General features: G+C 64.9%; 20 protein-coding genes. 17 read left to right on the top strand and 3 right to left on the bottom strand.

Features of this window, described 5'->3' with window-relative positions; translation table 11 throughout:
• Positions 1-29 precede the first annotated feature (29 nt).
• Both DX923_RS02435 and DX923_RS02440 read left to right on the top strand, forming a co-directional pair.
• The gene (locus DX923_RS02435; protein ID WP_240322707.1) at positions 30-1,226 is read left to right on the top strand and encodes a glycoside hydrolase 5 family protein; all 1,197 of its coding nucleotides are present in this window, start codon (positions 30-32) and stop codon (positions 1,224-1,226) included.
• 138 nt (positions 1,227-1,364) lie between these two features.
• Positions 1,365-2,576 carry an NlpC/P60 family protein gene (locus DX923_RS02440; protein WP_162872729.1) on the top strand — a complete coding sequence of 404 codons (1,212 nt, stop codon included), beginning with the start codon at positions 1,365-1,367 and terminating at the stop codon, positions 2,574-2,576.
• 97 nt (positions 2,577-2,673) lie between these two features.
• Here DX923_RS02440 and DX923_RS02445 read toward each other — a convergent pair whose 3' ends face one another.
• Positions 2,674-3,201, bottom strand: coding sequence for an inorganic diphosphatase (locus DX923_RS02445; RefSeq protein WP_116116108.1), 528 nt, complete (start codon positions 3,199-3,201; stop codon positions 2,674-2,676).
• Positions 3,202-3,542: 341 nt separating this feature from the next.
• Between DX923_RS02445 and dacB the strand changes: the two genes are divergently transcribed.
• The 10 genes from dacB to DX923_RS02495 all read left to right on the top strand — a co-directional run bounded on the left by dacB (position 3,543) and on the right by DX923_RS02495 (position 15,715).
• Positions 3,543-4,976, top strand: coding sequence for a D-alanyl-D-alanine carboxypeptidase/D-alanyl-D-alanine endopeptidase (dacB, locus tag DX923_RS02450; protein ID WP_116112440.1), 1,434 nt, complete (start codon positions 3,543-3,545; stop codon positions 4,974-4,976).
• Between the two features lie 74 nt (positions 4,977-5,050).
• A complete protein-coding gene (locus tag DX923_RS02455; RefSeq protein WP_116112441.1) occupies positions 5,051-6,199 on the top strand; it encodes a zinc-dependent metalloprotease in 1,149 nt (382 codons plus the stop codon).
• 39 nt (positions 6,200-6,238) lie between these two features.
• Positions 6,239-7,321, top strand: coding sequence for a tRNA lysidine(34) synthetase TilS (gene tilS / locus DX923_RS02460; protein ID WP_116112443.1), 1,083 nt, complete (start codon positions 6,239-6,241; stop codon positions 7,319-7,321).
• Complete coding sequence (hpt, locus tag DX923_RS02465) at positions 7,322-7,873, top strand: hypoxanthine phosphoribosyltransferase (protein WP_116112445.1); 552 nt, start codon at positions 7,322-7,324, stop codon at positions 7,871-7,873.
• Positions 7,874-8,008: 135 nt separating this feature from the next.
• Entirely contained in the window at positions 8,009-10,435 is a 2,427-nt protein-coding gene (locus DX923_RS02470; RefSeq protein WP_116112446.1) for an HAD-IC family P-type ATPase, read from the top strand.
• Between the two features lie 300 nt (positions 10,436-10,735).
• Positions 10,736-12,754, top strand: a complete 2,019-nt coding sequence (ftsH, locus tag DX923_RS02475; RefSeq protein ID WP_116116110.1) for an ATP-dependent zinc metalloprotease FtsH — start codon at positions 10,736-10,738, stop codon at positions 12,752-12,754.
• Positions 12,755-12,767: 13 nt separating this feature from the next.
• Positions 12,768-13,385: a GTP cyclohydrolase I FolE gene (gene folE / locus DX923_RS02480; protein WP_430732297.1), complete on the top strand. Its 618-nt coding sequence runs from the start codon at positions 12,768-12,770 to the stop codon at positions 13,383-13,385.
• Positions 13,382-14,275, top strand: coding sequence for a dihydropteroate synthase (gene folP, locus DX923_RS02485; RefSeq protein WP_116112448.1), 894 nt, complete (start codon positions 13,382-13,384; stop codon positions 14,273-14,275). Before folE ends, folP begins: the two co-directional genes overlap by 4 nt.
• The gene (folK, locus tag DX923_RS02490; RefSeq protein WP_162872730.1) at positions 14,265-15,194 is read left to right on the top strand and encodes a 2-amino-4-hydroxy-6-hydroxymethyldihydropteridine diphosphokinase; all 930 of its coding nucleotides are present in this window, start codon (positions 14,265-14,267) and stop codon (positions 15,192-15,194) included. The genes folP and folK overlap by 11 nt, the downstream gene beginning before the upstream one ends.
• Positions 15,188-15,715, top strand: coding sequence for a DUF3180 domain-containing protein (locus tag DX923_RS02495; protein WP_162872731.1), 528 nt, complete (start codon positions 15,188-15,190; stop codon positions 15,713-15,715). Before folK ends, DX923_RS02495 begins: the two co-directional genes overlap by 7 nt.
• A 15-nt stretch (positions 15,716-15,730) precedes the next feature.
• Here DX923_RS02495 and DX923_RS02500 read toward each other — a convergent pair whose 3' ends face one another.
• Both DX923_RS02500 and DX923_RS02505 read right to left on the bottom strand, forming a co-directional pair.
• Positions 15,731-16,912: an NADH-quinone oxidoreductase subunit D gene (locus tag DX923_RS02500; protein ID WP_116112453.1), complete on the bottom strand. Its 1,182-nt coding sequence runs from the start codon at positions 16,910-16,912 to the stop codon at positions 15,731-15,733.
• Between the two features lie 56 nt (positions 16,913-16,968).
• Entirely contained in the window at positions 16,969-17,934 is a 966-nt protein-coding gene (locus DX923_RS02505; RefSeq protein ID WP_116112454.1) for an SAM-dependent methyltransferase, read from the bottom strand.
• A 1,021-nt stretch (positions 17,935-18,955) separates the two neighbouring features.
• Between DX923_RS02505 and DX923_RS02515 the strand changes: the two genes are divergently transcribed.
• From DX923_RS02515 to DX923_RS02535, 5 genes are all read left to right on the top strand, one after another.
• Positions 18,956-19,282: a histone-like nucleoid-structuring protein Lsr2 gene (locus tag DX923_RS02515; RefSeq protein WP_116112458.1), complete on the top strand. Its 327-nt coding sequence runs from the start codon at positions 18,956-18,958 to the stop codon at positions 19,280-19,282.
• 67 nt (positions 19,283-19,349) lie between these two features.
• On the top strand, positions 19,350-20,087 hold the full coding sequence (locus tag DX923_RS02520) for a (2Fe-2S)-binding protein (RefSeq protein WP_116112459.1): 738 nt from the start codon (positions 19,350-19,352) through the stop codon (positions 20,085-20,087).
• A gap of 311 nt (positions 20,088-20,398) precedes the next feature.
• The gene (locus DX923_RS02525) at positions 20,399-22,042 is read left to right on the top strand and encodes a BCCT family transporter (protein ID WP_116112461.1); all 1,644 of its coding nucleotides are present in this window, start codon (positions 20,399-20,401) and stop codon (positions 22,040-22,042) included.
• A gap of 19 nt (positions 22,043-22,061) precedes the next feature.
• The gene (locus DX923_RS02530; protein ID WP_116112463.1) at positions 22,062-22,703 is read left to right on the top strand and encodes a YczE/YyaS/YitT family protein; all 642 of its coding nucleotides are present in this window, start codon (positions 22,062-22,064) and stop codon (positions 22,701-22,703) included.
• 31 nt (positions 22,704-22,734) lie between these two features.
• Positions 22,735-23,781, top strand: coding sequence for a bile acid:sodium symporter family protein (locus tag DX923_RS02535; RefSeq protein ID WP_116112464.1), 1,047 nt, complete (start codon positions 22,735-22,737; stop codon positions 23,779-23,781).
• Positions 23,782-23,923 lie beyond the last annotated feature (142 nt).

Genomic DNA, 23,923 nt, shown 5'->3' on the forward strand with positions numbered 1-23,923 from the left:
ACCCTTCGAGAAGAGCGTAGGAGCACACTGTGACGATCGCCCACCAGGACAAAGACTCTCACCTCGCTGCCCGCCGACTGAGAGTGGGTGCCAATTACGTGCCGAGTCGGAACTGGTTCTACAGCTGGCTGGACCTCGACCTGGACGACATCCGCCGTGACTTCGACGATCTGGCCGACGTCGGCCTCGACCACGTCCGCGTCTTCCCCATCTGGCCGTGGATCCAACCCAACCGGGGGCATCTGCGAGGCCCGGCGATCGAAGACGTCCGCTCGGTGCTCGACGCCGCTCATGAGCGAGGTCTCCAGGTCTGCCTCGACCTGCTCCAAGGACATCTGTCGAGTTTCGACTTCCTGCCCTCCTGGGTCTCGACCTGGCACCGCCGCAGCGTGTTCACCGATGCCCAGGTGCGTTCCGGCCTGGTCTCCTACGTCAGCACGATGTGCCGGACGCTGGGGGAGCATCCGGCTCTCTTCGCGATCACCACGGGAAACGAGGTCAACAACCTCTGGCCGGTCAACGAGACCACCCCGCAGGACTCCCTGAAATGGGCCGAGGAACTCGTGGATGTGATCCGTTGCGAGGCACCGCAGGTAGCCTCCTTGCACTCGGTCTTCTCGGACGCCTGGACGGTGTCAGGACATCCCTTCACCCCTGCAGAAGCCGTCGACATCGGCGACTGGACCACCGTGCATTCCTGGATCTTCAACGGCCCCAGCGCTCTCGCGAGCCATGTCGACGAGAGCTGCTTGAGCTGGGCCGACTATCTCGTCCAACTGGCGGTGGCCGCAACTCCCGAGGTGGCACGCCCGGTGTGGCTGCAGGAAGTCGGAGCGCCGGGGCCGGATGTCCCCGCGGAGCAGGCTGCTGACTTCGCCCGGGCGGTGCTGACCCGAGTGGTTGACGAACCGCGACTGGTCGGGGTGACCTGGTGGAGTTCCCACGACATTTCACGTGACCTGGTCGATTTCCCCGAACGGGAATACGATCTCGGGCTGTTCACCGTTGATCATCAGCGGAAACCGGTCGCCGAGGTGCTGGCCGACTTCGCAGGGCGGGAGCTGCCCATGGTGCCGCGGAAGCAGAAGCTCGACATCGATGTGGACGTGCGGGCTGCGTTGCGCGGAGACATCGACCGGCGTGACGAGCTGGCAGCAGGGTCACCTTTCCACCGGCAGTGGGTGCAGACACGGGCCACCGGCCCCGTCAGCGTCGAACTCGCCTGACCCCGCTGAACCTGACCACTCCTATCAGCTTGGGATGCTAGCTATCGGAGCGGAATTACGTCATCGTTGCCGTAAAGGGCCAGCGAATGGCAGTAACGCCCAGGTCCCATGTCGAGCACTCCTCGAAAGGTCGTCTGCGTGACCTCTCCGGAACACCGAGTCCACGATTTCTCCGACTCCATCCCTCGCAGCCCCGGACATCGGCTGCGTCGCACCCTCTCCTACGCCCTAGCCCTCGCCTGCGGGGCAACGATCGCCCTCGTCCCCCATGCCCACGCCGCACCCGACGACCGCGCCACAGGCCGAACCGGAACAGCCGAAGCCGGCCAGAAGGTCACCGAGATCAATGCGGCCCTCGATGCCGCAGACAGACGTCTCGACGAACTGACCACCAAGGCCGGAGTCGCCGCTGAACGGGCCAATGCGGCACGCGTCGAACTCCAGAAACTCGCCACCGAGGTGGAAAAGGCACAAGAAGCCGAGGAAAGCGCTCGCGCTGAAGCCCAGAAAGCCCATCAGGACGTCGACGGTCTGGCAGCCAGGCTGTGGATGTCAGGCGGCTCCCTCGACGGCCTCGAAGTACTTCTCGACAGCAAGGGCAGCACCAAGGTCGCCGACCGGGCAGCCGGACTGGACCTGCTGACCTCCTACCGCGGGTCGGTCCTCAGCGACGCCAAAAAAGCTTCCGACCGGGCTTCCGCGGCACATCGGCAAGCTGCAGCGGCAAAGGTCAAGCAGGAAGCCGCCGCCGCTCGTGCGGCCGCCTCGGCCACGGCGGCGGAGAACGAACTGAAATCGGCCAAGGCCGCGCGCGACGAGATCGTCGCCCGGCAGACGAAACTCCTCGCCGAACTGGCTGCAGCGCAGAACAGCACGGTCGAAGCAGAGACCCAACGCCGGCTCGTCATGCAGCAGAGCGCCAGCCGGGCGGCGATCGAACAGGCCATCCGTCAGGCCAGCGGAGCCAACGGCCCGATCCCGGCGTCCCACCGAGGCGCCGCCGCCGCGCTGACCTACGCCTCACGTCAACTCGGCAAGACCTACGTCTGGGGTGGCGAAGGACCCCACGGATACGACTGCTCCGGCCTGACCAAGATGGCCTGGGCGCAAGCCGGGGTGCGGCTGACCCACCAGACGAACTACCAATGGGCAGAGACCGCACGGGTTCCGTTGAACCGAGCCCAGCCCGGTGACCTGATCTTCTACGGGAAGATCGGCGGTGACATCCACCACGTCGGCCTCTACCTGGGCGGCGGCCGGATGATCCACGCACCGACCTTCGGCGAACCGGTGAAGGTCTCGTCCATCTACTGGGGAGACCTCATCCCCTTCGCCGGTCGGGTGCGCTGAACTCAGGAACAGACACCGACACGTGGGTGGGGCGGCCGGTACCGGCCGCCCCACCCACGTGTCGGTGTCGGCCCCCGCTGCGCGGCGTCGTCCGACGTCAGTGACAGCGCGGGTGCGGAAGCGGCCACCGGTGCGTGGTGACCCCGTGCTCCTGGGCACGGTCGATGGCCTCACGGATGATCCGCTCCGCGGTCAGCCGGTCCGCCCAGTGCGCGCCCTCCACGGACTTCCCGGGCTCCAGGTCCTTGTACGTCTCGAAGAAGTGCTGGATCTCCAGACGGTCGAACTCGCTGACGTCCTCCAGACCCTGGATATGCCCGACCCGAGGGTCCTTCGCCGGGACGCACAGGATCTTGTCGTCGCCACCGGACTCGTCACGCATGTGGAACATGCCGATGGCCCGGCAGTTGATCACCACACCGGGGAAGGTGGGCGAGTCCAACAGGACCAGGGCATCCAACGGGTCACCGTCCTCACCGAGGGTGTCCTCGATGTAGCCGTAGTCGCTGGGGTACTGGGTCGAGGTGAAGAGCATCCGGTCCAAGCGGATACGCCCTGTCTCATGGTCGATCTCGTACTTGTTCCGCTGTCCCTTGGGAATTTCGACGGTCACGTCGAAGAACATCGGCGGTGTGGACACCCGAGCCTCCCCCGAGTCGCCGGGGGTGAGCTCGATGTTGCTCGTCATACGGTTGGCCTCCTGCAGTGGCGGATGTCGCACGCTCGCGGGCAGCGGCGTCGCTGTTATAGGCCAGTCTCTCGCATCTGAGGTGGCGGTGGGAGCAGGAGTGTCCGGTGAGCCTGCAGGGGTGTTCCCGCCAAGCACCGCCGGACCCCTGGGTATTGTCGAGACCGAGGCCTGCGCTTCAGGCTTGTCCGGGGGCGTGGACCGTGCAGGAGCAGACCGGCCCGTGCCCTTCCCCGGACGGATGAGATTTCTCCCATGGAGAGGGGAACCCGGCGACTATGCGGAAGATTCCTGTGATCGCCGCAGGCATCACTTTGACGCTCTGCACCTACGTCTGCCTGGACGCGGCAGACATCGTCCCTGGCGTCTTCACCACCGAAGCCTCCGTCACCGTCCTGGACGGGGCACCGGCCCCCCAGCATTCGGGCGCAGAGCAGAGCGGCGGAAAACGGTGGAAGACCGCTGACCGGGCTTCCGCACTCCCGACCCTCGACCGGAATGCGCCTCTGCCGACTCCGGAGACCCTGGCCAAGATCATGGCCCCGCTGACCGTCGATCGTGCTCTCGGCTCGGAGACCAGCGCTGTCGTGCTGGACGGAATCACCGGGAAAGTCCTCTACGACGTCGGCGGGAGGACTCCCCGCACCCCGGCCTCCGTCACGAAACTTCTCTCCGCTGCCGCCATCGGATCAGCGGTCTCCCTCAACCAGACCCTGGAGACCAAGGTCGTCCGAGGTGTCAGGCCACAAGAGATCGTGCTCGTCGCCGGCGGCGACACTCTCCTCGCCTCGGAGAACGGCAACCCCGCATCCGTTCTCGGCTACGCAGGGTTGGGTGAACTCGCCCAGCAAGTCGCCGACCGGCTCAAAGCGGCCAAGGTCCCCGGCCCGGTGCAACTCACCCTGGACGACGGACGTTACCGAGGTCCGGCCGTCGACCCGGCCTGGGATCCTCAGGACATCGTCCAAGGCTATGTCGGGCCGGTCACTCCGCTGGGGATGGCCGTGGACCTGCCCGCCGAAGGCAGGCCGGCACCGGCCGACCCGTCGATGAACGCTGCTGCTGCCTTCCGCGCCGCCCTGACCAGACGAGGCATCGCCGTGGCAGAACCGGTGACCAGAGGAGCAGCACCCGGCGACGCCCAGACCCTCGGCAGCGTCCGCTCGGCCTCCCTCGGAGACCAGCTCGGCTACGCGCTGGCCGCGTCGGACAACATGTTGACCGCTGCCCTGACCAGGATCGCCGCCGTCCAGACCGGCAACGACCCAGCCTTTCCGTCAGTGGCCTCCTGGGTGACCGGACGGATCGCAGCGCTGAACGTACCGGTCGACGGGATGAAGATCGTCGACGCCTCAGGACTGGCCCCGGGCACCACGGTCACCGCGCAGACCGTCGCAGCAGTCCTCCACCACGCGGCAAGCGAGAAAGAACCTCGGATCTCCCAAGCATTCTCCGGGCTCCCGGTCGGCGGCCTGACCGGCACCCTCGCCACCCGTTACCTCGACGGTCCTCAACGCGCAGGGGCAGGGATGGTCCGCGCGAAGACCGGCACACTCACCGGCGTTTCCTCCCTCGCCGGGAATGTCGTCGACCAGGACGGCCGCCTCCTGGTTTTCGCGATCATCGCCGACCGGCTACCGGCCGGGGTCCACGTCGCCCGGCCTGCACTGGATCGTTTCGCAGCCGCGCTCGCCGCCTGCGGCTGCCGCTGAACCGGCGCGGGCGCCCCTGCGCATCCGCGGCCCGGGAGTGTGCTTTCCACGACCATCCGGGGGAGGATGCCCCCATGGGTGAACAGCGAGCAGGCCAGTACGGCAGCGGCGGCCCCGGCAACGCCCAGAGCCCCGACGACTCGACGGGGCACCCGGAGCCTGCCGCAGAGCCCCTGCGACTGATCAACTGGGAGCTCGCCCTGAAAGGAATCCGGAGGATCACCCCGGCCGGCCCCGTGATCGATCGGGCACAAGCGGACGAGGTGGTCGCCGACCTGCACTCAGCTTCCCAGCGCGCCTACGATCCCGTAGCTCGGACCTCGGGGCTGCACGCGCCCACCGGCCCCGAAACAGCACTGGTCGTGGACCGACCCACCTGGGCCCGGATCAACATCGACTCCTTCGCCGCATTGATCGACCCGGTGGTCGACGCAGCCGTCCGCAGCGCCGGGCGCCCAGAACCAGGCCTGCTTGCCAGGCATCTTGCCGGGGCCACCACCGCGGGCGAACTCACCGTCCTGATGAGCTTCCTGGCCACCAAGATCCTCGGTCAGTACGACCTGGCCTACAGCTCCACGAATGCGCCCCGCCTCTTGCTGGTCGCGCCCAATATCGTCCAGGTCGAACGAGAACTCGACCTGGACCCGCACGATTTCCGGCTCTGGGTATGCCTGCACGAAGAGACCCACCGGGTGCAGTTCACCGCGGTTCCTTGGCTGCGTGAGCACATGATCGGACAGACCCGCCGCATCGCGGCAGACCTGATGCCGCGCAGCGACCAGGTGCTCCACCGGCTGACCCTGGTGGCCAAGAACGCAGGCGCCGCACTGCGCCCTGGCGGAGCCGGTCTGGCCGAACTGTTCCTCGACGAGGGACAACGCGCCGATATCGCCAGGCTCAGCGCCGTCATGGCCCTGCTGGAAGGCCACGCCGATGTCGTGATGGACGAGGTCGGACCCCACGTGGTCCCCACCGTCGACCTGATCCGCCGACGCTTCGAGTCCCGCCGTCACGAGGTCACCGGCCTGGCCGCACTCTTCCGGCGAGCGCTCGGCCTGGAGGCCAAGATGGCGCAGTACCGGGACGGGGCAGCCTTCGTCCGGGAGGTCACCGCCGCCGTCGGGCTCGATGGTTTCAACGCGGTCTGGGATTCACCGCAGACCTTGCCGGACGCTCAGGAAATTCAGGACCCCGCAGCATGGATCGCCCGTGTCCACGGCTGACCGGGAAGCACACCTGAGCCGCGGAGGGACGAACACCCGATGACCGGACCTCACCCTGCCGTGGCCGCCACTCGGCATGCGGTGCGCTCACATCTGGCCGGTTGTGCACCGGGCAGTCTGGTCTTGGTGGCGTGCAGCGGCGGGGCCGACTCGTTGGCGCTCGCTGCGGCTGCGGCTTTCGAGGCGCGGAAGTACCCGGTCCGGGTGGGCGCGGTGACCGTGGACCACAGCCTCCAGGAGGGGTCGGCACAGGCTTGTCGAGAAGCTGCGGACCGATGTCGAGGGCTGGGTCTGGATCCGGTGGTGATCCGCCGGGTGCAGGTGCCGCAGTTCGGCGGGGGTGGGCCGGAGGCGCGGGCGAGGCACGCACGTTATGCCGCTTTCGCGGAGGTGATGGTCGAATACGGCGTCGGCTCGATCTGGTTGGGGCATACCCGGGACGACCAGGCCGAGCAGGTTCTCCTGGGGCTGCTTCGAGGTTCGGGGACCCGTACGTTGTCCGGCATTCCCCGTCGTCGGCCGCCTTATGAGAGGCCTTTGCTCGACCTGCCTCGACAGGACACGGTGGAGGCTTGTCGGGCTCAGGGGCTGGTGCCGTGGATGGATCCGAGTAACGAGGATCCGTCTTTTCTCCGCAACCGGGTCCGTCGTCTGTTGAGAGAGGCCGGCGAGGAGCTCGGGCCGGTCCTGTCCGCGGCCTTGGCCCGCAGCGCGGCTTTGGCCAGGGAGGACGCCGATGCGCTCGATCTGTTCGCTGCGCAGGCGTATCAGGAGCTGGGCGATTGGCCTTGGACGGCCGCTGCCGTAGCCGGGCGACCGGCTGCTGTTCGAGGGCGGCTATGGCTTTTGTTGGCGCGAGAAGAGGGATGTTCTGAGGTGACTTCTCGGCATGTGTCAGCGATGGATGCGCTGGTCGTGCGGTGGCGAGGACAAGGACCGGTGGCTTTGCCCGGAGGACGTTGGTTCGGCCGGAGGGGCGGTCTGGTCGGCTTGACCGACCGTGGTGGGCGAGAATGGGAGATGGGTGACGGCCGGGAGTGCTCTCCTGGTGGTGGCCTGGTGCCGTCGGTTTCGGCGGTGCCTGCTGAGGGACCTGACGGTCACGCGACAGAGGAGATATGAGTGGACGCCGAGCACATGGGTGCTGATCTCGAGAAGGTGCTGATCAGCGAGGAGCAGATCATGAACCGGCTCGAGGAACTCGCCGTGCAGATCTCGGAGGACTACGCCGGGAAGGACCTGCTCCTCGTGGGTGTCCTGAAGGGTGCTGTCCTGGTGATGGCCGACCTCATGCGGGCGATGCCTCGCACAGTGCCGATGGATTGGATGGCGGTCAGCTCCTACGGGTCTGGGACGAAGTCCAGCGGTGTGGTGCGCATTTTGAAGGACCTGGACACCGATATCACCGGCCGGCATGTCCTGATCGTCGAGGACATCGTCGACTCGGGCCTGACCTTGAGCTGGATCAAGGCGAATCTCGCTTCTCGTGACGCGGCCTCGGTGGAGATCTGCACTCTGCTGCGTAAGCCGGACGCGGCCAAGGTCGAAGTCGACGTCAAGTACGTCGGTTTCGACATCCCGAACGAGTTCGTGGTGGGTTACGGGCTCGACTACGCCGAGGAGTACCGCAACCTCAGGTGTGTCGGAACCTTGGCGCCGCACGTCTACGCCTGAACGCGGGTACATCCACTTTTTTCTGCGCGCTCCGATCCAGTTAGGGAACCTCTGGCACCGTTCGCACGTGCTTCATGGGGTGGCTCCGGTTCTTCCGGCAACCGCCGATAGTGCTGCGTCGGGAGGAAGAATCAGGTGAGTGTTGGAGCGCCGATGAAACGGCAGGACGAGGACAGCGGGGTGTCGGCTCTCTCCAGCGGGGGGCTGACTTCTGAACAGGTCGCTGAGCGGATCCGTGAGGGGAAGATCAACGACCTTCCCCCACGTTCGGGGCGGACCGTCGGCCAGATCATCCGGGCGAATGTGTTCACCCGGATCAATGCGATCTTGGCGGTTCTCTTCGGCATCGTGGCGATCACGGGCTCGTTCAAGAACGGTTTGTTCGCCTTGCTGATCGTGGTGAACAGCGTCATCGGCATCATCCAGGAGGTGCGGGCCAAACGCACTCTGGACAAGCTTGCGATCGTCGGTGAGGCACGACCGTTGGTGCGTCGTGACGGAGTGGCCCGTCGTATCGACCGGCGTGAGCTGGTCTTGGACGACATCGTCGAGTTGCAGCCCGGCGACCAGGTGGTCGTCGACGGTGAGGTCGTCGAATCGTCCTACCTGGAGGTCGACGAGTCCCTGTTGACCGGGGAGAACGACCCGGTCGACAAGCAGGCCGGGGACCAGATTCTTTCAGGGAGCTTCGTGTCCTCGGGATCGGGCGCCTATCGGGCGACCCGGATCGGTGCAGACGCCTACGCAGCTCAACTCGCAGCAGAGGCCAGCCGGTACACCTTGGTCGACTCGGAGCTGCGTAGCGGCATCGACCTCATCCTGCGCTACATCACCTACCTGCTGATCCCGGTGGGTGTGCTGACGGTGTGGGTGCAGCTGAACCACGTGAACACAGATGGCAATGGCGCGCTCCTGGGGCTGGTGGCAGCCCTGGTGCCGATGGTGCCCGAGGGCCTGGTCCTGTTGACCTCGGTCGCTTTTGCCGTCGGGGTCATCCGCCTCGGGCAGCACGGATGCCTGGTGCAGGAGCTCCCGGCGATCGAGGGACTGGCCCGGGTGGACACGGTGTGTGTCGACAAGACCGGAACCCTCACCGAGGGTGGTATGCGGCTGGACACCCTGGTGGCATTGCCCGAGGACGACGAGAAATCCCGGGAGCGGGTGTCGCAGCTCTTGGCGCAGCTGGCGGCGACAGACCCGCATCCGAACCCGACGATGGCAGTGATCGCGGAGCATGTCGGGGCCCCGGCCTCGGTCTGGGAGACCAACGCCCTGGCCCCCTTCACCTCGGCGACCAAATGGTCCGGGGCGAGTTTCACCACGGGCGAAGGCCGCCCGCGCAGCCTGGTGCTGGGTGCGCCGGACGTCCTGGCGGTGCCGGGTTCGCTGGCTGCCAAGCGGGCCGAAGAATTCGCTGAGCAGGGGCTTCGGGTGGTGCTCCTGGGCACTGCGGAACGACTGGTCGACGACCCGGACGGGCTGGGTGAGGTGACCCCGGTGGGTCTGGCCGTGCTGGCGCAGAAGGTCCGGGATGATGCTGCCGACACCGTGGCGTATTTTGCTGAGCAGGGCGTCGAGGTCAAGGTCATCTCCGGTGACAATGCAACCTCTGTGGCTGCGGTGGCTCGATCCGTAGGCATCGGTCAGGGATCGGAGACGACGGCGATGGATGCCCGTCATCTCCCCGATGACGCTGCCGGGTTGGCGGATGCCGTCGACGGACACAAGGTGTTCGGTCGGGTAACTCCGCAGCAGAAGCGGGCGATGGTCGGCGCGCTGCAATCGCGGGGGCGGGTCGTCGCGATGACGGGGGACGGAGTCAACGACGTCCTGGCTCTGAAGGACTCCGATGTCGGTGTGGCCATGGGGTCGGGGTCGGAGGCCAGTCGGTCGGCGGCACAGATCGTGCTCCTCGACGACCGGTTCGCGACCTTGCCGAAGGTGGTCGCCGAAGGACGGCGGGTCATCGGGAACATCGAGCGCGTGGCGGCACTCTTCCTGACGAAGACCTTCTACTCCTGTCTGTTGGCGATGTTGGTGGGCCTGTCGGGGCAGCCGTTCCCCTTCGTGCCGATCCACGTCACGATCATCTCCTGGTTCACGATCGGGATCCCGGCCTTCATCCTGTCCTTGGCCCCGAACGCGGACCGGGCCCGGACCGGTTTCGCCAAGCGTGCGCTGGCCCGGTCGGCACCGGCAGGTCTGATCATCGGCACCATCACCTTCCTCACCTACCTGTGGCTCAGGCATGACCCGCGGGGGGCGAACCCCGAGCAGATCTCGACCGGTGCGTTGATCGTGGTCATCGGGATCGCCATGTGGGTGCTGGGCGTGGTGGCCCGTCCTGACCGGCTGTGGAAGATCGTGTTGATCGCGGCGAGCGCGCTGGCGTACGTGGTGATCTTCACGGTGCCGATGCTGGCCCGTTTCTTCAACCTGGACACGGGGAGCCCGTACACCCTGACCGTCGGTGCTTTCTCCGTGGTGCTGGGCATCGTCCTGTGTGAGACGGCCTGGCGTCTGGAGCGTTGGTACGGGCGTCGGCGGGCTTCGAGCGTGTGACGAAAGAAAACAGGCAAGATACGCTTTCGTTCTGAAGCATGTACGTCCGCGGGTGATCTTTCGGGGTCATCCGCGGAGGTGCTTCGGGGGTTCGGTCGGTGTCGAACATGTGTGCTGGTTCCGCTTGTGTGGATCGGACACGACGCCAGGACTCGGACCGTGGTCGGAACACCTCGGGACAGCAGACCGTTGCGAGGTGGTGAGGAGCGCCTCCTTGCTCGTGTACCGTTCGAGGAAGTCGAGGCCGGCGCTCCGGTCGAATGTCGCGACGAGCAGGAGGTTCGGGGCCCTACCCCGCAGATGAACGCCAAACGCATCCTGAAGAACCCGTGGCCGCTGATCATCTTCGCCGTCGCTGTGCTGCTCATCCTGTCGAGGCTGTTGACGGGTGGTGGCTTCACCGAGATCAAGACTCATGAAGCCGAGCAACTCATCAACGGTGGCAAGGTCGAGTCGGCGACCTTTGTCGATAATGATCGCCTTGAGTTGACCCTGCGAGGTAAGCAGGACATCGGCGAGTTGAAGGGTGTGGAGAAGGTCTACACCCTGTATGTTCCGCAGCGGGCCGAGTCCCTGCTGAGCGAGTTGAAGGCGAAGCAGCCGCCGAGCGGATACAACGACAAGCCCCCGCAGTCGTCGATCTTGGGCACCTTGCTCTTGAACTTCCTGCCGATGGTGGTGCTGCTGGCCTTCTTCGTCTGGATGATGAACCAGGCGCAGGGTGGCGGCGGTCGCATCATGCAGTTCGGTAAGTCGCGGGCGAAGCTGGCTGACAAGAACACCGAACCGGTGACTTTTGCCGATGTCGCGGGCGCGGACGAAGCCATCGAGGAATTGACCGAGATCAAGGAGTTCCTCGCCGAGCCGAGCAAGTTCCAGGCGGTCGGGGCGAAGATCCCTCGGGGTGTGCTGCTCTACGGTCCTCCGGGAACCGGTAAGACCTTGCTGGCGCGGGCTGTCGCGGGTGAGGCGGGGGTGCCCTTCTTCAGCATCTCCGGATCGGACTTCGTCGAGATGTTCGTCGGTGTGGGTGCTTCCCGGGTCCGTGACCTCTTCGAGCAGGCCAAGCAGAATTCCCCGGCGATCGTCTTCGTCGACGAGATCGACGCGGTGGGTCGCCATCGTGGCGCCGGTCTCGGCGGCGGTCATGACGAACGGGAGCAGACGCTCAACCAGTTGCTGGTGGAGATGGACGGCTTCAACGCCCGGCAGAATGTCATCCTCATCGCGGCGACCAACCGTCCGGACATCCTGGACCCGGCACTGCTGCGGCCCGGACGCTTCGACCGTCAGATCGCGGTGGAAGCCCCGGACATGCTGGGCCGTTACGCGATCCTTCAGGTGCACGGCAAGGGCAAGCCGCTGGCCGAGGGCGTCGATCTGATGGCGGTTGCTCGACGTACTCCGGGTTTCACCGGTGCCGATCTGGCGAATGTGTTGAACGAGGCAGCTCTGCTGACGGCTCGCTCGAATGCCAGGATGATCGACGATCGCGCCTTGGACGAGGCCATCGACCGCGTGGTCGCCGGTCCGCAGAAGCGCACCCGGTTGATGGGGGGCCGGGAGAAGAAGATGACGGCCTACCACGAGGGTGGTCACGCTCTGGTCGCGGCGGCGTTGAATCATACCGACCCGGTGACGAAGGTGACGATTCTGCCGCGTGGGCGTGCTTTGGGGTACACCATGGTCCTGCCGATCGAGGACAAGTACAGCCAGTCACGTAACGAGATGCTGGACCAGCTGGCTTACGCCCTGGGTGGTCGAGTGGCCGAAGAGATCATCTTCCACGACCCGACGTCGGGTGCCTCGAACGACATCGAGAAGGCCACCGGGATGGCCCGCAAGATGGTCACCCAGTTCGGGATGAGCGAGCGGATCGGTGCGATTCGACTGGGGCAGGACAACAGCGAGGTCTTCCTGGGCCGTGACATGGGCCACCAGCGTGACTACTCCGAAGGCCTGGCAACGGTCGTCGACGAGGAGATCCGCCGTCTGATCGAGGCCGCCCATGACGAGGCCTGGCGCATCCTCAACGAGAACCGCGACATCTTGGACCACTTGGTGCTGGAGCTCCTGGAGAAGGAGACCCTCAACGCCGAGCAGCTGGCCGAGATCTTCGCTCCGGTGCGTAAGCAGCCGCGCCGTCCGGTGTGGCTGTCCAGCGATCGGCGTACGGTCAGCGACCAGCCTCCGGTGCTCACTCCGGCGGAACGCGCCGCCTTGGAGCGCGGTGACGACCTGGAAGACCGGGCTCCTGGCGAGGAGCATCCTCCGGTGAAGACCATCGAGGTGGAGCCGGGCGGTCCGGTCGGTGGTTGAGAACAGCTGTGCGGTGGCCTCGGCACGGCCCGGCGACATCGAGCGACCTGACCGGTCGTCTCGGGTTGACCTGGGCCGTGCCGAGGCCGCTGTCCGGGAACTTCTGTTGGCCTTGGGTGAAGATCCAGAGCGGGACGGTCTGCAGGACACTCCTGGTCGAGTGGCTCGCGCCTATGCGGAGATGTTCTCCGGGGTGCAGCAGGATCCGGCCGAGATTCTCGAACGTCGTTTCGACATCGACCATGACGAGATGGTCATGGTGCATGACATCGAGGTGTTCAGCACCTGTGAGCATCACTTGTTGCCTTTTCACGGGGTGGCGCACGTCGGTTACATCCCGGCACAGGACGGGCAGGTCACCGGGTTGAGCAAGTTGGCTCGTCTGGTCGACTGTTTCGCGAGGCGTCCTCAGGTACAGGAACGGCTGACCACCCAGGTGGCCGACGCTTTGGTGACTCATCTGGAAGCGCGCGGAGTGATCGTCGTGGTGGAGGCGGAACACCTGTGCATGTCGATGCGTGGCGCGCGGAAGCCGGGCGCCCGGACGACGACTTCGGCTGTTCGAGGGATGTTGCGGAACCCGGCGACCCGGGCTGAGGCGATGGGTCTGATCCTGCGGGGACGTGGATGAGCGGGCCTGGGAGTCTTCCTGCCTCACCGGGAAAGGGGTCTGCCTCGACCTTGGTGATGGGCATCGTGAATGTCACGCCGGATTCGTTCAGCGACGGCGGACGCTGGTTCGACCACGGCGCTGCCGTCGCTCACGGCGTGAAGCTTCTCGAGGAGGGCGCCCACCTTCTGGACATTGGTGGTGAATCGACTCGTCCAGGATCGCAGCGCCCCGATGAGGAGGAGGAGCTTCGCAGGGTTCTTCCGGTGGTGCGGGAGCTGACGGCAGCTGGCGCGGTGGTCTCGGTGGACACGATGCGGGCCCGGGTGGCTCAGGCCTCTCTGGCGGCGGGGGCCACGTATATCAACGATGTCAGCGGGGGGCTGGCCGATCCGGACATCCTGGGGGTCGTGGCAGACCATGGCTGCCCGTACATCTTGATGCATTGGCGGGGCCATGGCTCGGTGATGCAGAGCCGGGCGTCCTATGCGGACGTGGTGGCTGAAGTCCACGCGGAGCTGGCGACGAGGATCGAGGCAGCGGTGGCCGTCGGGGTCGACGAGCGCAAGCTGATCTTGGATCCAGGCTTGGGTTTCGCCAAAACCGCTGAGCACAACTGGCGTCTGCTGGCAGAGCTGGCCGGGTTCTCCGCCTTGGGTCTCCCGCTGTTGGTCGGCGCCTCTCGCAAACGTTTCCTGGGCACACTCCCGCCGGGGGACGACGAGGAACCGACAGCACCTGGGCAGCGGGATGCCGCGACCTGCGCGGTGAGTGTCCTGTCCGCTCAGGCCGGGGCTTGGGCCGTGCGGGTCCATGATGTGCGCTCGTCGGTCGCGGCGGTGGCTGTGGTGGACGCAGTACGGAGGTATCACGGTGGCGGGTCCCTGGGGGAGGGGCGCCATGGCCAGTGATCTGATCACGGTGTCCGGGCTGAGGGTCGAGGCCTGCCACGGGGTCTTCCCCGAAGAGAAGGTTCGACCGCGGCCTTTCGTCGTCGATATCGAGCTGGAGGTCGACCTTTCACGGGCCGGGGTCTCCGACGACCTGGCAGACACGGTGAGCTATGCCGAGATCGCTCATCGGGCGGTGGCGGTGGTGCGGGGGAGACCGGTCGACCTGATCGAGCACTTGGCCGAGCAGATCGCCACGGTCTGTCTGGACGAACCGTCCGTGGAGGCGGTCAGGGTCGAGGTGCACAAGCCTGAGGCACCGGTCGGGCTCCCCTTCGAGGACGTCTCGGTGCGGGTGCACCGGGAGCGGTCGGCCACGGTAGTGGTTGCTCTGGGTTCGAATCTGTCCCTTCCAGCGATGCGTCTGGCTGATGCGGTCCGCAGAATCGGGGCACTCGACGGCGTCGATCTGATGACGCTCAGCCCTGTGGTGGAGACCGACGCGGTGGGTGGGCCGGAAGGGCAGCCGGCCTATCTGAACGCGGTTCTGCTGCTCCGGACCAGGCTGGCTCCACATACCTTGTTGGCTCGGCTGCACGAGGTGGAAGCGGTGCACGGGCGTGTCCGGGACGTACGTTGGGGGCCGCGGACCTTGGACCTCGATCTCATCGACTATGCCGATCCTGTTCGTGGTGGGTCCAGAAGGTCGGACGACCCGCAGCTGACTTTGCCCCATCCTCGGGCCTTCGAACGAGCTTTCGTGGTGGTGCCCTGGTTGCTGGCCGATCCGACCAGGGACGAGGCGTATCAGGTCTGGGCGGAGCTGTCCGGGGTGGCGGGGCTGGAGGGTGCGCGTCCGGTGGCTGGTGACTTGGGAGTCAGGTCGGGGCCGGAGTGGCCGGCTTTTGTCGCAGCGCTGGTGGCGGTGTCCTCGTGGTGATCTCGGGTCCAGGTGGCCGACCACCTGGCCACGGATCGGACGGCGGGTTGCCTGCGCGCACGGTGTGGTGGGCGTTCATGCTCACGCTGGGGGTGGGTTATCTCCTCCAGGGCTATCTGAACGATCACTGGGGCCGGATGCCTTTCCCCGGATGGCCCGGCGCGGTCATGTTGGCGGCGGTGTGCACCGGGCTGGTCTTCGGGGGGTTGCCGGTCCGGCGGTGGCAGTCGGGCCGTCGGAAGCGCAGGCTCGACCCCATCTTTGCTTTCCGGGTGTTGATCATGGCGAGGGCTGCAGCACTGGCCGGCGGTGTGGTGGCCGGTTGGTACCTGGCCCATGCCGCCGTTCTTCTGCCCGATGTAGGGTCAGCTACCGTCCGTGACGGCGTATGGCGTTGTCTGGCTTACGTCTTCACCGGTGGCGCGTTGACCTTCTGCGGTTTCATGGTGCAGTCCTGGTGTCGTCTCGACCCTACTGAAGACCTCCACGAGTCGGACGAGGACGACGTCGACCCTCGGTGAACTCGAGGGAACGGATCAGCGGTCGATGTCCCCGATGACGAAGTAGAAGGAGCCCAGGGCTGCGGCGAGGTCCTGGATCCGGGTGCCGACGAGCACAGCGGAGAGCGCGGAAGCCGCCGCGAAGGAAGGTGTCCGCATGGCCAGCCGCCATGGAGTCTTCTCTCCGTGGGAGACGATCAGATAGCCGGCGTGTCCGGCGGGAGCTTCCGTGCTCACGTAGTGCGCTCCTTCCGGAACGCGCAGTACCTTCGGTAGCCGGACGTCGATGCCTTCAGCTGGCAGGGAGCGCAACCGGTCGATGCAGGCCTCGACCAGTTCTACGGACACCTCGATCTGTTCGGCAAGGACCTGATGTCTGGCGAGGGCATCTCCCTCGTGACGGGTGATGACACGGCCTGGTCCGCCGGGCGCGAACAGTTCCCCGTAGGCCAGGTAGGGTTCGTCCCGACGTAGATCGATGTCGATCCCTGCTGCTCGGGAAATGGGGCCGAGTGTTCCGTAGGCCTGTGCATGGTCCTGGTCCAGGAGAGCGACCCCCCGGGTGGCGGCGAGGACTCGCTCCTCAGCCAGCGCTTGGTTGAGTTCCGGAAGGACCGCACGTACCTGGGCGATCACCTGGGATACCTGGGCGAACCATCCGGCAGGCATGTCCTGGGACAGGCCGCCGATCCGCACGATCATCACGTGCATCCTGCCGCCGGTGGCGGATTCCAGGACGGTGAGGAGTCTTTCGCGCAGGGGGTGCAGCCCGAGCAGGCGAGCGTTCCCGGGCAGCGGCATCCGGTCGAGGAACTCAAGGTGGTGCACGATCCGCGTGTATTCAGCGAGGAGAGTACGTAGCCAGGTGGCCCGGGTGGGCACTTCCAGCCCGAGCATGTGTTCTACGCCGAGGGCGATACCGAGTTCTCCGGCGTAGGAGCTGTGCCAGTCGTGCCGGTTGGCCAGGGCAAGGATCTGGCGGTAGTCACGTACTTCGAAGAGTTTTTCGACTCCGCGGTGGAGATGTCCGACGAGTGGTTCGGCTGAGGTGATGCGTTCGCCGTCGAGACGCAGCGCGAGCCGGAGCAGACCGTGCGAGCTGGGGTGGCCTTCGCCGAGGTCGATCACGGCGTCTGAACACCAGCGGGCACCGGCGCCGATGCCGACGATGGTGTCGGAGAGTTCGTTGGCATCGATCTGCGAGGGCCCGTCGGTCATGGTCGTCAGCTTAGGGAGTCTCCGGTGCGGGGGACGTATCGGTGGTGCTGGGCAGGTCATGTGCGTTGATACACCCAGGTGAAGTTGCCGAGACCATAGGGGTCGAGCAGCCGGGCCGCTGTGCTCGAGGCGCTCAGCGCGGTGAGATAACCGGTGGGGTCGCCGGCAGCATCGCCCGGGTCGGGTGGGCCGGCGTCGATGCCGAGTTCGTTCAGGCTGTTCCGCTGATCGTCCAGACGGTCATGGGTGAGGGAGTCGACGGCGACATGGGCAGTCACATCGCTCGCTCCGTCGGGAATCGGTGGGCGGTGGCGTCCATGGCGGTATCCGGTGAGGGTGCCTCGTGTGGGTCTGGCTTCGGCGGTGTGGCCGTAGTCGACGGCGATGGCCAGGCCGTGGGGCACGTGGTCGAGGAGGCGGTTCCAGGCCTTGTCGCGGGGGCGTCCGACTTCGATCCGGCTACCTGGTTCCTGGTCTTCTAAGGGCCACCAGGTCTGGCACCAGGCGAGGTCGTCCGGAGAAGGACCTCCTGGTTCTCCGGGGGCGGGCCCGAGGGTCTCGCGACCGTCCGGGGACACCAGCAGGGTTCGCGGGGTGCCTTTCTCGTCGAGTTGCCAGATGGGGCAGGGGACGACGTCGAGCCATTCGAGTGCGAAAGTAAGGGCTCCGGTGATGTGGGGGAGACCGGTGAGATCAGCGCCTCCGGGGGTGGTGATCCAGGTGATCCTGTCGGGGATCCCTGGGGGGCGTGTGCCGATGTCAACGGCATAGATCTGCAGGTGGGGAGCAGATAGCGTGAGAGCTGTAGCGAGTTCACCTCGGCCTGAGGCCAGGTCGACGACGGTGTCGAGGTCGTGGCGTCGGCAGAGTTCGATCAAGGCCTGCGCGAGGATGTGGGCGGTTCCGGGAGCACCTTGTGCTGCGGTGGTGAAGTGTCCGCAGGGTGCCTGGCGTCTGTAGAAACCGTGATCGGGGTCGTAGAGCGCCTGATACCAAGCCGACTCCCAGGGAACCATCTGCATGCGGACAGGCTAGACTCAGACTACTTGTCAATGATCGTGGGGCGTCTAGCCATATGGTGGCGTCTATCGATGATCGAAGCGAGCGAGGCTGCAAGGAATGATGAATTCGCTCTGGGCGGTAGTGCTGGCTCTTGCACCCTCAGTAGGTATCGGATTCCTCTTCTATAAGGTCATGAAGGCCCTCCTCGAGGGGGACCGTAACGAGCGGCTCGCTCATGCTCGCTGGGAAGCCGGGATCGTCGCTTCGGACAAAAGTGCCCCTCTAGGATCGCAGCACCCCACTGAATCCGGCGGTCGTACCGCCTAGTGCACAGGATTGCCGCGCTCCGCCGGGCCTCTGGTGTCGAGTGCCTACGGGAGCATGAATTTCTTTTTGTCGGGAGGTATCTCACTGTGCGCCGATGGCGTCGTGGGTGTTTTTCCCGGGGTGGTGGATAGATCGCTTCGTAGCAGTGCGAGGCTAGGCCTCGTACGTTCCTTCTCGGCCATATCGATCATGTCATTTTTAACGTTCTCGTCCTGCCCGTGAGGATTCGATCTGCGTGAGCGGTGCGTTCAACTCGACGGTGATGACTTCAGGGCCGTAGTCCGACCGGCCGTATGGTCGGGCTGTGGCTTACTGCATAATCCTGACCGTGATCTGTGGCTCATATGTGTTGTTTCGCGCGTGTAGGGCGTATTAGGTCCCGACTTGGCTTTCGGGCATGGTCGATGGCTCTACTGGTGTGTGGTTTTCGCAGCGTTAGACGGACTGAAGCATGGCTGCTTAACAACATGCGTTGAGCGGGGTCAGGTATTGACCTGTATGGTGCTCTTCTACAGTGGCGGAAGAGCTTCCTCTTTGGTGATGTCTCCATCAGCCTAGGACCTTGCTCCAAGGGCTGCGACTTTTGTCCTGCCGATGCTGCTGTGAGATAGAACGTGAAGCACCTTGCATTTCCCTTTTTCTCTCGGATGAATTACTATCGGCGCCGAGGGAATCCTTACAAGATCCAGTATTGAACTCTTGAGGAGAGATACGATGGCGCAGAAGGTCCAGGTCCTCCTGGTCGACGACGTCGATGGCGGCGAAGCGCGCGAGACAGTGTCTTTTGCACTGGATGGAATCAGTTACGAGATCGACCTTTCCGATGACAATGCCTCGAAGTTGCGCGAGGAATTGGCCTCTTGGATCGGCCACGCTCGTCGCTCTGGTGGGCGCAAGATGACGAACCGTCGTCCCAGCGGTGTGGGACGACGCGACCTCAACGCTGTTCGCGAGTGGGGTCGCGCCAATGGTTTCCAGGTGAGCGACCGTGGGCGTGTCTCTGGTGAGCTCCAGGCCGCTTACGACAAGGCGCACGCCTGATCATAAGTAGTCTTATGCTTGACTTCGGTTGAGCTTATATTTCCGTATGAGGGTGGTCACTCGGTGAGTGGCCACCCTCATGCGTTTCTTCTGGTGCGATGGAGTGCAGGATGTTCTTATGGGTATCCCCGTTGAGGAAGCCTGTCGTCTGACGGATACGATCAGCCGCGCCCTCGGTTATGTGGACGTGGTTGTGGCTGAGGCCGAGGGGTCTTTGGGGTATCGCTGTGCCGAAATCGTTCGCTCTCAGAGCGCGGGCGATGATCCCACCTCTGAATGGCGTCGCCGGGTACGGGCGAGTCAGACTTCCTTCTATGGGGTGGAAGCGCCACCTCAAGTAGCTGCAGCTTTTGTCCTCCAGTGGTATCTGGGCGTTGTTGCTACTCCTCTTGCATGGGCGGCAACACTTGGTCCATGGGTAATTGATAGCTCACCGGACTCGCTCTCTTTCGAACTTTCCGAGCGCGACTGCTTCCCTGACGCGGTATCGATTCGTGCCGATCGGATCATCGAGGTGCTCGATGAGGGTGATCGATTGGCCCTTGCTCATGAGTGGTATGTCGCACACGCCCGAATATTTGCGGAGAGTTACCATCCGCCAGAGGTTCGAATGGGCACCGGACAACGCTTCGGTATCGCATTCGATGTATGGATGATGTCATTGGAGAGTGCACGGCGTGCAGTATTTCCCGTATATCGTCAGCGACCCCCGGGGCGAAGAAGAGGATGTTGCATGATCTATGCGCTACCAGGCGGGCAAGCCTGCTCGACCTGCCCGCGCCATAAGAAAGCCGACAAGTCCTGAAACGGGCAATTCACAAGATGGGCTCCTCTGGCTTCAGATATGACGGCCCACATTCGTCGGAAGAGCCGCGACCTGCCCGTACGGCGTCCGGAAGGCGTCTTCTCCTCTGAGAGCTATGACTTGGAATCATGTTGCAGGGCAATGGAGAAGGCTCAAAAGTGAGCTATTTGAATCTCTGCTGCTTTGAACACTCGTACGAAGCGTCGGTAATCTGGAGGACTGGCGTCCGATAAGGGCGCATCCTGACAGCCGACACAGGCGGGCATGCCGCTGGATTTCTCCCACAACAATGCCCGTGAGTGAGGAGAGCAGTGAAACCCGCACGTACGAACGACAAGACAGTCCTGCTACGGGCCGGGATAGCGCCACGGGTCTTCTGGCCCGCTGCTGCGTTGACCCTGGCTTTCGTGGCCGTGGCACTCGTCGCGCCAGCTTGGCTCAAAGGCGTGCTCAGTTCCGCAAACACGACGGTCATCAACGGCCTCGGGTGGTACTACGTGCTTCTGGTCACCTGCATGGTGGCCTTTTGCCTGTACGCAGGATGGTCCCGCTGGGGTGAGGTCACCCTCGGACCGGACGACGAAGAACCCGCCTACAGCTTGATGACTTGGTTCGCGATGCTTTTCGCCGCGGGCATGGGAATCGGGCTCGTCTTCTGGGGTGTTGCTGAACCGCTGAACCACTTCGCCACCCCGCCGCCCGGAAGCTCCGGAGCCATCGAAGGGGCCTCTGCGGCGACCAGAGCGCAGAACGCGATGACGACGACTTTCCTGCATTGGGGCCTGCATGCCTGGGCGATCTACATCGTGGTGGCCCTGGCCCTCGCGCTGGCCGTGCACCGTCGCGGGCGGCCGGTCTCCATCCGGTGGGCTCTTGAACCGCTTCTCGGTGACCGCGTTCGCGGAATCTGGGGAGACATCATCGACGTCGTGGCCATCGTGGGGACGCTCTTCGGTGTCGCGACCTCGTTGGGCTTCGGGGTCACCCAGGTGACATCAGGTCTGCATTTCCTGGGAATCGCTGACGAGAGCATGACCCTGATGGTGACCCTGGTCGTGGTGATCACCTCGATCGCGATGGTCAGCGTGGTCAGCGGCCTCGACGTGGGGATCAAGTGGTTGTCGAATGGCAACCTGGTCCTCGCCTTCGTCCTGATGGCGATGGTTCTCGCTTTCGGCCCCTCACTCTTCCTGCTGCGCGAATTCGTGCAGAATTTGGGTTCCTATATTCAGAACATTGTCGGGCTGAGCTTCCGTACCATGCCTTTCCAGGGTGCTGAGGGCGAGAAATGGCTCGCCGGATGGACCACCTACTACTGGGGCTGGTGGATCAGCTGGTCACCCTTCGTCGGGGTCTTCATCGCGCGGATCTCCCGCGGTCGCACCGTCCGGGAGTTCATCGCCGGTGTCCTGCTCGTCCCGACCCTGGTGACCTTCCTCTGGTTCTCCATCCTGGGTGGCACCGCGATCTACCTGCAGATGACCGAGGGCACGCTGATCCAGGACGGGGTCGTTTCCACGAACACCGCTCTGTTCAAGATGCTTTCCTCCTTGCCGGGGACGACGGCCCTGGCCGGTCTCTTCTTGTTGCTGATCGTCGTCTTCTTCGTGACCAGTGCAGACTCCGGATCGTTGGTGGTTGCGATGCTCGCCTCCGGTGGCGACGAGCTTCCCCCTGTCTGGACCCGTGTGCTCTGGTCGGCACTTGGCGGAGCCATTGCCGCAGTACTCCTCTGGGGTGGGGCCAGATCCGGCGGGCTCACCGACGGTCTCTCTGCTCTTCAGACGATGGCCATCCTGGTGGCGGCACCTTTTAGCCTCGTGATGATTGCGATGTGTTTCGCTACTGCACGTGCCCTTCACCGCGAGGTGGCACGCCTGCGCAGGTTGGAACGTGCCGCTTTCGCGCGGAAGATCGTGAAGGATCACGATCTAGTCTCCAGTTCCGACCTTTAACCCACGGAAAGGACCCACGGTGGGCTCGTCCCCAACAGATCCCGATCTCCTCACGGAAGAGGCCGGGACACCTCCCGCCGCACCTCGCTACACTCCGGCGCGTATCTCCTGGCTACTGTTCTCCTGCACCGTACTGGCGTTGGGTGTGGTCTTCCTGATCGCCTCCCGGAAAGGCGCTGACGGTTATTCGACCTTGCTCAATGGGGTCACCATTTCCTCGGGGCTGCCGTTCACCGCGGTCTGTGTCCTCGTCGGGCTGGTCTTCATCGGGATCGGATGGTCACGCGGACTGAAGCCGGACCTCGGCACCGTCGTCCAGCCCGTGCTGGTCGGCGTGGTGGCCGGAGCTGTGTTGCCTCTCGTTCCCCAGGCATCCGGGGCGGCAGGCCAATGGGGACAGTTCGCCCTGGGCTTCGCGCTCCTGGCTTCGGGGATCGCCGGGTATCTCAGCGCCGACCTCGGCGTCGGTCCCACCGAAGGCCCGGCGATCGCTGTCGAGCCGCTCATCCCCTTCCGCTGGGCCTACCTGGGCGTTCAAGTGGTGGGTTGTCTGATCGGCTGGCTCTGCCAGGCCGACGTGGGCGTGGGCACCTTGATCGTGGTCTTCGGCATCAGCCCGGTCATCGACCGGCTTCGCCCGCTGATGCCGACCTGGTCTTGATCATGTCCGGAACGAGGTGAGGAGAGAGCGGATGCGCCGGCTGGCCGCAGCTCTTGGTCAGGTGAAGTTCGACGGATTCATCGTCGCGATCCTTACCGCGGTGCTGGTCGCCTCCGTGCTCCCCGCTTCGGGCCGGACGGCAGGCCACCTGGATATCGGTATCCAGGTGGCCATCGCCGTTCTCTTCTTCATGTACGGGGGGCGGCTGGAGCCCCGTCAAGCCTTGCGCGGGCTGACCCATTGGCGGCTCCACCTCCTCATCCTGGGGTTCACCTATGTGGCTTTCCCGCTGGTAGGGGTGCTCTGCGCATCTCTGCTGGGGCTCGTACTTCCCCCGGCGCTGGTGGGCGGGGTGCTCTACCTGTGCCTGATTCCGTCAACGGTGCAGTCGTCGATCACCTTCACCTCCATAGCGAAGGGGAATGTTGCCGGCGCGGTGGTCTCCGCTTCGGTGAGCAACCTGGCCGGGGTGCTGCTCACTCCGGCCCTGGTCCTGCTCGTCATGTCCGGGAGCAGCGGAGTGGCTCTGCAACCTGAAGCTGTCGTCGACCTCGTCCTGCAGATTCTGTTGCCTTTCGTGTGCGGGCAGCTGAGTCGCCGCTGGACGGGGGGCTGGTTGGCGGCGAACGGAGCATGGCTGAAGTACGTGGATCGCGGGGTGATCGTCGCCGTCGTCTACTCGGCCTTCTCCCGGGGGATGCGTGAAGGCATGTGGACCCAGATCTCCGGAAAAGACCTGGTCGCGCTGACCCTGGTGATGGCAGCGCTCTTGACGCTCATGCTCCAGGCGACACGGACGGCGGCCGAGGCCTGCGGTTTCAACCGGGAAGACAAGATCGCCGTGCAGTTCTGCGGGACCAAGAAATCTCTGGCTACGGGGCTGCCGATGGCTCTGGTTCTTTTCCCTGGGCAGCCTGTCGGGCTGATGGTGCTGCCGTTGATGCTCTTCCACCAGCTCCAGCTGATGGCGTGCGCGGTGATAGCGCAACGATATGCGCGTGAGAGCGTCCATCCCGGGTCGGGGAGGAATGATTCAGGTCCGTCCAGTAAGGACGACCCGGGCTCGGGCGGAACCTGAGACAGTCCTACCCGAGAATGAGGGTAAAACGGACAACTCGAGAAGGCTGCAGGCCAGACCGATGGGTCAGTACATGACCTCTTCCTGCAACACAGTGGCCGACCACCCACGGACACCGTGGGAGGGCCCGGCTGTCGGACGA

The organism is Austwickia chelonae (assembly GCF_003391095.1).
Classification (GTDB): domain Bacteria; phylum Actinomycetota; class Actinomycetes; order Actinomycetales; family Dermatophilaceae; genus Austwickia; species Austwickia chelonae_A.

What these genes read in the sequence shown, in the direction of transcription:
- DX923_RS02445 (WP_116116108.1), bottom strand. Translation starts at nt 3,201, where the DNA reads ATGTTCTTCGACGTGACCGTCGAAATTCCCAAGGGACAGCGGAACAAG.
- dacB (WP_116112440.1), top strand. Translation starts at nt 3,543, where the DNA reads ATGCGGAAGATTCCTGTGATCGCCGCAGGCATCACTTTGACGCTCTGC.
- DX923_RS02455 (WP_116112441.1), top strand. Translation starts at nt 5,051, where the DNA reads ATGGGTGAACAGCGAGCAGGCCAGTACGGCAGCGGCGGCCCCGGCAAC.
- tilS (WP_116112443.1), top strand. Translation starts at nt 6,239, where the DNA reads ATGACCGGACCTCACCCTGCCGTGGCCGCCACTCGGCATGCGGTGCGC.
- ftsH (WP_116116110.1), top strand. Translation starts at nt 10,736, where the DNA reads ATGAACGCCAAACGCATCCTGAAGAACCCGTGGCCGCTGATCATCTTC.
- folP (WP_116112448.1), top strand. Translation starts at nt 13,382, where the DNA reads ATGAGCGGGCCTGGGAGTCTTCCTGCCTCACCGGGAAAGGGGTCTGCC.
- folK (WP_162872730.1), top strand. Translation starts at nt 14,265, where the DNA reads ATGGCCAGTGATCTGATCACGGTGTCCGGGCTGAGGGTCGAGGCCTGC.
- DX923_RS02500 (WP_116112453.1), bottom strand. Translation starts at nt 16,912, where the DNA reads ATGACCGACGGGCCCTCGCAGATCGATGCCAACGAACTCTCCGACACC.
- DX923_RS02505 (WP_116112454.1), bottom strand. Translation starts at nt 17,934, where the DNA reads ATGCAGATGGTTCCCTGGGAGTCGGCTTGGTATCAGGCGCTCTACGAC.
- DX923_RS02515 (WP_116112458.1), top strand. Translation starts at nt 18,956, where the DNA reads ATGGCGCAGAAGGTCCAGGTCCTCCTGGTCGACGACGTCGATGGCGGC.
- DX923_RS02535 (WP_116112464.1), top strand. Translation starts at nt 22,735, where the DNA reads ATGCGCCGGCTGGCCGCAGCTCTTGGTCAGGTGAAGTTCGACGGATTC.